Consider the following 3,124-nt stretch of genomic DNA (forward strand, 5'->3'; position numbering starts at 1 on the left):
TTCGCCGCTGACTTCAAAAAGCAAGAGGCTGCTTCGCTCCGCATAGCCGGAGGCTACGCTACGCAGCCCCTTGCTTCACCCGCGCTCTCGCGCAACAACGATCCCGAGGCTCTAGTCGCAACTGGATGACGGTTGGGGGTCACGTCACACGCTCGGCAAATCGCGATAGGCGTTCGGCGACACACTCTTTAGGGCCAAAATCCAACGATGAGTGCTGTTGATGTATTCGTAAGACCCCACCAACGGCACAAATAACTGAGCAGCTTTGGGTTCAGCCTCGAGAAATGCCCTCTTGGCAGCATCATCAAATATGAGATGACCACCATCGACGATTTTGCTTCCCATGCGCATTGGCTTGGCCGCGCTGATGGGTGTTGTCCGGTCCCCAACCACCAAATGCCGGTTCGCCGCGCCCTTAGCGTCGAAAAGATAGGCAGTCAGCGCGCTGTGACGACTTTCGACCGGATCGCCTGTGATATCAGGATAGCTGAACAGGCGCTTCTCGTCTGGCTCATGGTCGCGGTGCGCCAGTCCGATAATAACCACATGCACATGCGCCGTGCCCCGCGCTTCGCTGCCCCAGCTGAATGTGCGGTGGGCAAAGGCGATTTCCAACCCGAACCGGTCGAACAGGATCGGCCACAATTGCGCAACCTGTTCGCCCTGGCAGATCGAATTGGTAGAAACGAACGCGATGCGGATGCGGCGGTTGCCGGGTGACAAGGAAGCGGGACCCCGGGTCGAGCCCGGGGTGACGGGAGAAGGGGATACGCCTGAAACCAAAACTTCGTCACCCCGGCCTCCGAGCCGGGGTCCCGCTGTTCCCTCGCCGTTCAAATACTGCCCAGCCTTGATGAACCACGCCGCCACATAATCCAGCGAACCTGCCTTGCCGTTCGTGGCGTTGATAACGCGCGCCATTTGCTCACGCTGAAACGGCGTCTGGAAACTCTGCCCCACAAACGGCGGGTTCCCCATGATATAACTACATTTCTCCGGCGGCAGCAGCGCGGCCCAGTCTGCCTCAAGCGCATCACCATGCAGGATGTGCGCGCTGTCTTTCAGCGGGATGCGGGCATAGTTCAGCCGGAACGCCTCGTTGATCGCGTTGTTGGCGATATGGTCCATCATCCACATCGCCACTTCGGCAATGCGCGCCGGAAACTCCTCGAACTCGATGCCGTAAAACTGATCGACCGAAACCCGGCAGAGCAGCGCCGCGTCGATCGCCTGATCGCCATATTGCGCGCGCAAGGCTTCCAGTTCTAGCCGCCGCACTTCGCGGTAGGCCACCACCAGAAAGTTGCCGCAGCCGCAGGCCGGATCGAAAAACGTCAGCCGCGTCAGCTTGGCCTGAAATTCCATCAGCGCCTTTTCGCGCCCGGTCTTGCGCAGGATAATTGCCGCCAGTTCCGCTTTCAGATCATCCAGAAACAGAGGGCCGATCACTTTCATGATATTGGCCTCGGTCGTGTAATGCGCGCCTTTGGCCCGGCGCTCCTTGGCATTCATCACCGATTGGAACAGCGAGCCGAAGATTGCGGGCGAAACGCCCGACCAGTCATGCCGCGAAGCATCGAGCAGCGTATCGCGCATTTTTGCATCGAACACCGGCGTGCGCAGGTGCCCGCGAAACAGCGCGCCATTGACATAGGGGAACGCGTCCAGTTCGCCCGACAGCCCCTTTTGCCGCTGGCCCTCCGGCGTATCCAGCACATCGAACAGTTCGCCAAGCACCCGCCCGGTGTCGCTGCCATCGGGCCGGGTGTCGTTTTCGATCAGCTGGAGGAAAATGTCCTTCGGCTGGAAAATCCCGGTATCATCGGCAAACAGGCAGAATAGCAGGCGAACCAGCAACTGCTCAAGATCATGCCCGGTATAGCCCGCGTCTTCCAGCGAATCGTGGAGCCTGCCCATTAGCTCCGCCGCCTTGATCGTGACGCCCGCCTGTGTGCCGAAGCTCACCTTGCGGCCCAGCATGAAATCGAACGCGGTGATATGCTTATGGAGATCGGCCAGCGGGAATTTCAGTTCCCGGCCCGTTTCCAGATCGAGCAACACCCATTTCTGGAAATCACAGGTCAATACCCAGCGCGGTTGTTGTGTGGATTGGAGGCCCTCAACATAATCCAGCGCCTGCCCCTGCGCCTTGCCCAGGTCGAGGCGGCTGCTTTTCTGCTCCACCAGCAGCACGCCGGGCCAGAAAAGATCGATGAAGCCGTGCTTGTCGTTGAGCAGCTTCACCCGCTGCTCATAGATCGCGACCTGCTTGCGCTTGATGCCGAACAGCTCGAAAAATTCGTTGTAGAAGGTCTGTGTCTCGCCCTTTTCGTAATGGGCGTGCTTCCATTCTTCGCTGAACGCTTTGGCTCGCCGCTTGATCTCGTCCCAGCCTAAACGCATGATTGCTCCCCGATTGCGCCAAAGCTTAACCCGCCGCGCGCCAACCGCAAACCGCCAACCCTAAAAAACCCCCGGGAGCGCGAGGGGGATGCCCCTCGCATCTTCCCCTCTCCCCCGCAGCCCCTTGTCAGACGCCGCCCCACCCTACACTTGGGGATTTCGTGCCTGAGCCCGCTTGCGGGAATCGAACAAATCTGGAACAAACCTGCCCCATGTCACAAAACTTCATCTCTGTCCGGGGCGCGCGCGAGCATAATTTGAAGGGGATCGATATCGATCTGCCGCGGGACAGTCTGATCGTCATCACCGGCCTGTCGGGTTCGGGCAAGTCCAGCCTCGCGTTCGATACGATCTATGCCGAGGGGCAGCGCCGCTATGTCGAGAGCCTCTCGGCCTATGCGCGCCAGTTTCTCGAGATGATGCAAAAGCCCGATGTCGAGCATATCGACGGGCTTAGCCCTGCGATCTCCATCGAGCAGAAGACCACCAGCCGCAATCCGCGCTCCACCGTGGCCACGGTCACCGAGATTTACGACTACATGCGCCTGCTCTGGGCGCGGGTGGGCGTGCCCTATTCGCCCGCCACCGGCCTGCCGATCGAGGCGCAGACGGTGAGCCAGATGGTCGACCGGGTGATGGCCTTGCCTGAGGGCACGCGCGCCTATCTGCTCGCGCCGGCGGTGCGCGGGCGCAAGGGCGAGTACCGCAAGGAGCTCGCCGA

General features: G+C 60.4%; 1 protein-coding gene and 1 pseudogene. One reads left to right on the forward strand and one right to left on the reverse strand.

From position 1 onward, the window contains the following. Positions 1-144: 144 nt before the first annotated feature. Positions 145-2,403, reverse strand: coding sequence for a DNA methyltransferase (locus tag Q0O40_RS15820; protein WP_295532126.1), 2,259 nt, complete (start codon positions 2,401-2,403; stop codon positions 145-147). 212 nt (positions 2,404-2,615) lie between these two features. Between Q0O40_RS15820 and Q0O40_RS15825 the strand changes: the two are divergent. After that, positions 2,616-3,124, forward strand: a pseudogene (locus Q0O40_RS15825) (excinuclease ABC subunit A); the annotation flags it as partial.

It is taken from the genome of Novosphingobium sp. Chol11 (assembly GCF_945870625.1).
Classification (GTDB): domain Bacteria; phylum Pseudomonadota; class Alphaproteobacteria; order Sphingomonadales; family Sphingomonadaceae; genus Novosphingobium.

Excerpts from the sequence above, each read along its gene's own strand:
- Q0O40_RS15820 (WP_295532126.1), bottom strand. The coding sequence starts at position 2,403 with ATGCGTTTAGGCTGGGACGAGATCAAGCGGCGAGCCAAAGCGTTCAGC.